Origin of the sequence: Mycobacterium sp. 1245499.0 (assembly GCF_001673615.1) — a bacterium.
GTDB classification, from domain to species: domain Bacteria; phylum Actinomycetota; class Actinomycetes; order Mycobacteriales; family Mycobacteriaceae; genus Mycobacterium; species Mycobacterium europaeum_A.
This window is the reverse complement of sequence record NZ_LZMG01000292.1, coordinates 1-6,427: the sequence shown is the minus strand read 5'-3', so window position 1 is coordinate 6,427 and position 6,427 is coordinate 1. Positions and strand designations below refer to the sequence as shown.

At 70.3% G+C, this 6,427-nt stretch carries 5 protein-coding genes; 2 read left to right on the top strand and 3 right to left on the bottom strand.

Translation table 11 applies throughout. From position 1 onward, the window contains the following. The 3 genes from A5646_RS17290 to trmB form a co-directional block, all read right to left on the bottom strand. Positions 1-2,432: MMPL family transporter (locus tag A5646_RS17290; RefSeq protein WP_067022962.1), on the bottom strand; the 2,432-nt coding region annotated here is incomplete at its 3' end. A 61-nt stretch (positions 2,433-2,493) separates the two neighbouring features. Further along, positions 2,494-3,207 carry an NYN domain-containing protein gene (locus tag A5646_RS17285; RefSeq protein ID WP_067022959.1) on the bottom strand — a complete coding sequence of 238 codons (714 nt, stop codon included), beginning with the start codon at positions 3,205-3,207 and terminating at the stop codon, positions 2,494-2,496. Between the two features lie 13 nt (positions 3,208-3,220). Next, complete coding sequence (gene trmB / locus A5646_RS17280; RefSeq protein ID WP_197505222.1) at positions 3,221-4,003, bottom strand: tRNA (guanosine(46)-N7)-methyltransferase TrmB; 783 nt, start codon at positions 4,001-4,003, stop codon at positions 3,221-3,223. Between the two features lie 191 nt (positions 4,004-4,194). Here trmB and A5646_RS17275 point away from each other — a divergent pair, with 191 nt between their 5' ends. Together A5646_RS17275 and A5646_RS17270 are read left to right on the top strand one after the other, a co-directional pair. Beyond that, positions 4,195-5,292, top strand: coding sequence for a hypothetical protein (locus A5646_RS17275; protein ID WP_066866053.1), 1,098 nt, complete (start codon positions 4,195-4,197; stop codon positions 5,290-5,292). Next, the coding region (locus A5646_RS17270) for a hypothetical protein (protein WP_197505221.1) at positions 5,289-6,427 on the top strand (1,139 nt) is incomplete at its 3' end. The genes A5646_RS17275 and A5646_RS17270, both read left to right, overlap by 4 nt.

Here is a 6,427-nt window from a genome sequence, read left to right as displayed (position 1 = left end):
GGACCCAGCCGCGAGCGCGACGGCTCCGGCGCCGCCGGGTGGGTGGGGTCGTGCGGCGGCCGCGGTGCCGCGGCGACCAGGCTGGCCGCCACGGGCGGGCGCGCGGGCCGGCCGTTCAGCGTGGGCCGCTTGCGCTCGTCGGGCAGGTCGATCTCACCCAGCCCGATCTTGTTCTGCAGGCGCCGGGCCCAGCGCGGCGCCCACCAGCAGTCGTCGCCGAGCAGCTTCATCACCGACGGCACCAGGAACATCCGCACGATGGTGGCGTCGAGCAGCAGCGCCGCCATCAGGCCGAAGGCCAAATATTTCATCAACACCAGGTCCGAGAACACGAACGAACTGGCGACCACGGCCAGCACCAGGGCGGCGGCCGTGATCAGGCGCCCGGTGGTCGCGGTGCCGATCCGGATGGCCTCGGCGGTGGACATACCGCGTTCACGCGCCTCGACCATCCGCGAGACGAGGAACACCTCGTAGTCGGTGGCCAGCCCGAAGCCGACGGCGACGACCAACGCGATCACCACCACCATCAGCGGCGTCGGCGTGAAATTCAGCACCCCGGACAGGTGACCGTCGACGAAAATCCACGTCAGGATGCCCATCGTCGACCCCAGCGTGAGCGCGCTCATCAGCACCGCCTTGATCGGCAGCACCACCGAGCCGAACGCCAGGAACATCAGCAGCAGCGTCGCGCCCAGCAGCAGCACCAGCATCAGCGGCGCCTTGGCGAACAGGCTGTGGATGCTGTCCTGCTCGAGTGCCGGCGTGCCGCCGACATACAGGTTCAGGCCCTTCGGCGGGTTCACCGCCCGCAGTTCAGCGATCTTCTTTTCGGCGTCATTCTTGTTGAGCAGGCCGTTCTGGATCACCCGCACCGAGCCGTCCTTGGGCACCGTGGTCCCGTTCGGGCCGGCGACGCAGGGGTTCCCGGCGATGGTCGGACACGGCCGTTCCTGCCAGGTCTTGTCGGTGAAACCGCCGATCGAGGAAATCCGGTTGCGGATGTCGGCGACCTGCTGGTCGGTCACCTTGCTGTGGTTGTCGCTCTGGATCACCACGGTCAGCTGCTCGGTGCGGTAGCCGGGGAACTGCTTGTCGAAGTGCTCCTGCGCCAGGCGCACGGGGTTGTCGGGCGGCAGGTACTTCTCGCTCATCCCGCCGAACGACAGGTTGCCCAGCGGGATGACCAGCAGGATCATGCCGACCGCGATCGGGATGGCGAACGCCAGCGGCTTTTTCATCACCCAGTTGACCAGCTTGCCCCAGAAGCCGGCCTCGACCTCTTCGCGCGTCTTGGTCTTCTGCAGCCGGTCGGCCAGCCAGTTCAGATAGGCCCGCGAGTACTTCCAGTTCCGCAGGAACGGCACCCGGAACGCGGTCCGCACGCCCAGCGCGTCGACGTGGCGGCCGAGGATGCCCAGGCAGGCCGGCAGGAAGGTGATCGACAGCAAGGCGGCGAGACCCACCGCGGCGAAGATCGCGTAGGTCAACGAGTGCACGAAGCCCTGCGGAAGCACCAGCAAGCTGGCGCTGGAGGCGATGATCAGCACCGCGGAGAAGGTCACGGTGCGCCCGGCCGTCATCACGGTTCTTCGCACCGCGGCCTCGGTGTCGTAACCCTCGGCGATCTCCTCCCGGAACCGGCTCACCACGAATAGCCCGTAGTCGATCGCGATGCCCAGGCCGATCAGGGACACCACCGGCTGGGCGAAATAGTGCACGGGCCCGAACACGGCGACCAGCCGCAGGATGCCCAGCGAGCCGGCGATGCTCAGGCCGCCCACGATGGCCGGCAGGCCGGCGGCGACCGCGCCCCCGAAGACGAGGAACAGGACCACCGCCACCATCGGCACCGCAAGGACCTCCATGCGGCGCTGGTCGGTGGCGATGGTGCCCGTCAGGGCGTTGGCGATCGGCTCGAGACCGGCGAGTTGCACGGTGCCGCCGTTGAGCTTCTGCAGATCCGGGGCGATGGCCTTGTAGTTGTTGAGGATGCTGTCGTCGTCGTCACCCTTCAGCGGGATGGACACGAAGGTGTGCTTCCTGTCCTCGCTCACCATCCCCTTGATCACCGGGTTGGTGCTGTCGGGCGCCGCAAGCCAGCCGGCCCACCCGACGACCTGGTCGGGGTGATCGGTCTTGAACTTGTTGAGCTCGGCGACGAGCTTGTCCCGCCACGCCGCGTCATCGACCGTTTTTCCGTTGGGAGCGGTGAAGGTGGCCACCACGTGGCTGGTGCGGTCGCGGCCGTAGGTCTGGTCGCCCAGCACCGACGCCTTCACCGATTGGCTGCCGTCGTCGTAGAAGCCGCTCTGTGTAACATGCTTGCCCAGGCTGATTCCGAAGACGCCACCCAGCAGACACAGAGCTACCGTGACCCCGATCACGATGTACCGATACCGGTACACAGTTCGACCCCACCAGGCGAACACGCAAGCTCCTTACTGGATCGTTAACGACCCGCGCGGCATCTTTCGGTTTTTCAAGCCAGTGTCACACACGCGCGGTCAACAGCGCGGACAGCGGCCGGAACGGCTGCAGCCACGCTCCCTGGTCAGGCAGCGAATCTAGGCCGATCCGCGGCAACGGTTCCCGGAAGACACCAGCGATATCCTCCAGATCAACGAAGTCCAAGGTATCCGACGCTAGCGCCCAACTCGCATGTTCGCGAAATCCGATCACCTGGACGCTGACCCCGGTTCGGGCGATGTCCTCCAGCGGGTGGCGAAAAGCCTGACCGTCCGCGGAGGCCACCACCAGCGCCGCCAACCCCTCGGTGCGCCGCAGTTCGATGTGGGCCAGCATGTCGCGGTCGACGTCGCTGTCCTCGTCGATCTTCGGCTTGGCGAACACCGCGAACCCCACGTTACGGAGCGCGTCCACCCAGGGCCGGACGACATCGGCGCTGCCCGGCGCGATGTTGGTGAAGACGGTGGCCTCGGGTTCCACCACGACGCCGGGGCAGGTGGCGCTGACCTCGGCCGTGCGCGCCAACAACCAGCGTCCCAGGGCGTCGAACCGCGGGCGCTCCAGAGCCGTCGGGCGCCGGCCCAGGATGGAGCCCAGGCCCATGTCGAGGTTGGGCGCGTCCCACACCAGCAACACCCGTCCCCCCGGGGGAGGGAAGTCGCCCAACGCGTCGCCGGTCAGCACCGCCGGCGGCGCGACGGGTTCGGCCCCCGCCGCGGTCTCTTCGGTCAGGCTCATGGTCATCGCCTACTCATCGTCTAAGCCAAATGAACTCGGTGACGGCGCTGCCCGCTTCTTGAGCCTTCGTCTCGTACTTGGTGGTCGGGCGCGTGACCGAAATCGCCAGCGCATCGTCGGGATCGGCCGGGCGCAGCCGGGGTTCGCCCGCGCCGACCTCGGCGACGTGCTCGGCGTAGCCGGCGTGGTCCGTCGCAACGTGCAGGACACCACCAGGGAGTAGCCGGTCGGCTATCAAGCCAATCGTGCCCGGCTGTAGGAACCTGCGTTTGTGGTGCCGCGCCTTCGGCCACGGGTCGGGGAAGAAGACGCGCACCCCGGTCAGCGACGCCGGCGCGATGAGGCGTTGCAGGACGTCGACGGCGTTGCCGCGGATCAGCCGGATGTTGCTCACCTTGTCGCGGTCGATCCCGCACAGCAGCTGCGCCAGCCCACGCCGGTAGACCTCCACCGCGACCACGTCGATGCCGGGCTCCTCCTTGGCCATCGCCAACGTGGATGTGCCGCTGCCGCAACCGATTTCGAGCACCACCGGCGCCTGGCGCCCGAACCAGGCGCGGGTATCCAGCGGGGGTTCGGGGTCTTCGGGTTCGTCGGCCGCGGCGCCTATCGACAGGCCGAGCTCGGGCCAGCGGCGTTCCCAGGTCTGGCGCTGGGCATCGGACAGGGCCGCTCGCCGGGCCCGGAACGCCGTGGCGGGGAGGTAGCGCTGGTCGGGGCGGTCCGAGTCCCCCGAGGGCGTGTCAGCAGACATCGCCACCCCGCGCTGCGCATGCATTTGTCCATGGTGGCCTATAAACCTCGGATGTAGCCGCCCCTGGTCCGGATTGATACCCAACAGTTGCCTTGACCTGGTAACTGATTAACAGTGGCTCGCTTCTTCGTGACGCGGGTGCCACCATTCGGTGGGACCGCTCGGCCTCGGCGCAGCACGCAGTAGTTTCGACGCGGCCGGGACGCTGGTCATCCGGACCGAACAGGCGGGATATGAGGGGACAAGGACACCAGACTTTCGTCGGCGAGCTGGCGCGGTTTGCCGCCGGCCAGGTCGACCCACGCGTGGCGGCGATCGTGCAGCGCACCGCCGCACCGCTGCGCGTGGTTGTGGGCGGCCGCCGGGGGGTCGGCTGCCGCACCGTGCGCCGCGCGCTGGACGGCGCGGGACGCGCGGCGGGCATCGCGGTGGTGGACCCCGAGACCGATGGCGAGGCGGACGTGCTGGTCCGCGTGCTCGCGGAGGTGGTCAAGCCCGAGGACACCCAGGCGATCGGCCAGGCCGCAGCGGCCGGTCGCCCGGTGCTGGCGGTGCTGAACAAGGCCGATCTGGCGGGCTCGCTGTCCGGCCGGGGTGACGGGCCCGTCGCGGCGGCGCGCGCGAGGTGCACCGAGCTCTCGGCGCGCGTCGGCGTGCCGATGGAGCCGATGACCGGGCTGCTTGCGCTCACCGCGCTCGACGACCTGGACAGCACCCTGTGGACGGCGTTGTCGGCGCTCGCCGCCCACCCCGGCGCCACCGCCTGCTTCGAGGGCTCCTTCGCCGGATTCTTGGGCGCCGACGTTCCGGTGCCGACCGACGTGCGCCACCGCCTGCTGGAGACCCTCGACCTGTTCGGCACCGCGCTGGCGGTCGCCGCCTTCCGGCAGGGCCGGACCCCGGCCCAGGTGCTGACCCTGCTGCACCGGATGAGCGGCGTCGACGGCGTGCTGGCCAGGATCGGCGTGCTGGGCGCCGCGGCGCGCTATCAGCGGGTGCGCGACGCCGTCACCGAACTCGAGGCGCTGGCCGCCGGGGGCGGCGCGCTGGGCGAGCGCATCAGCGGGTTCCTGTCCCGCGACGACACCGTGGTCGCGCGGATGGCGGCCGCCGTGGACCTGGCCGAGGCGGCCGGGCTCGACCCGGGCGGCCACCCGGGTCGCGGCGCTCGTCGTGATCCGGCCGCGCACCTGCCGCGGGCGGTGCGCTGGCAGCGCTACAGCCGCGCCTCGGCCAGCGAATTGCATCGCGCGTGCGGCGCGGACATCGCCCGGGGATCGCTGCGGTTGTGGTCCCAGTCCTGCGCCTCGTTGCCGGGGGATTCCTGGTGAGCGGCGACGCGAGCGACGATCCCGTCGCCGCGGTGGACGCACTGGTGGCGGCCGCCGGGCCGGGGCTGGACCCGCCGGCCATTCAGCGCCGCGACGCCGTGCTGGTGACCGGCCCCTGGATGGCCGGGGTCACCGCGGTCGCCGATGCGCTGCGCAAGCGGCTCCCGCAGCACACGTTCGTCGAGTCGGCGGATCTGGGCCCGGGCGAGGTGCCGATCGCGGTGGTGTTCGTCGTGTCCGCGGCGGCAAACCTGACACCGTCCGACTGCACGCTGCTGGACGCCGCGACCGAGCACACCGACGCGATCGTCGGGGTGGTGTCCAAGATCGACGTGCACCTGAACTGGCGGGACATCGTCGCCGCGAACTGCGACGCGTTGGGGACGCATGCGGCGCGTTATGCCCGGGCGCCCTGGGTGGGCGCGGCGGCCCTGCCCGACCTGGGCGACCCAGACGTCGACGACCTGGTCGCGGCCGTCTCGGCGCAGCTCGACGACCCCGACCTGGCACGGCGAAACAGGTTGCGGGCGTGGGAATCCCGGCTGGAGACGATGGCGCGGCGGTTCGACCGCGAGGTCGAGGGGTCCGGCCGGCGGGCCCGGGTCGAGGCGCTGCGCGAAGAGCGCAGCACCGCCCTGCAACAGCGGCGCCAGGCCAAAAGCGAGCGCACCATCACGCTGCGCGGTCAGATCCAGCAGGCCCGGGTGGCGCTGTCGCACTCCGCGCGCAACCGGTGCGCGTCGGTGCGCACCGAACTGCAGGAGCACGCGGCGGGTTTGTCGCGGCGCAACATGCCGGGCTTCGAGACGGACGCCTACGAGGCGCTAGAGGAGGTGGTCGCCGAGGTCAGCCGCGACACCGACCTGAAGCTCGCCGAGGTGGCGCAGGCGGTGCACGTGCCGATGGAACTGCCGCCGCTCGAGCAGCTGCCCAAGGTCGATGCGGCGCCGCCACCGCTGAAATCGCGCCGGCAGGAAACCTGGCTGATGGTGGTGCTGGGCGTCGGGTTCGGACTCGGGGTGGCGCTGACCTTGAGCCGGCTGATGAGCGGCGTGGCCTCGCGGCTGAACCCGGCGCTGGCCGTCGTCGCGGCCCTGGCGTGCGTGGCGATCTCGCTGGCGCTCACCTACATGGT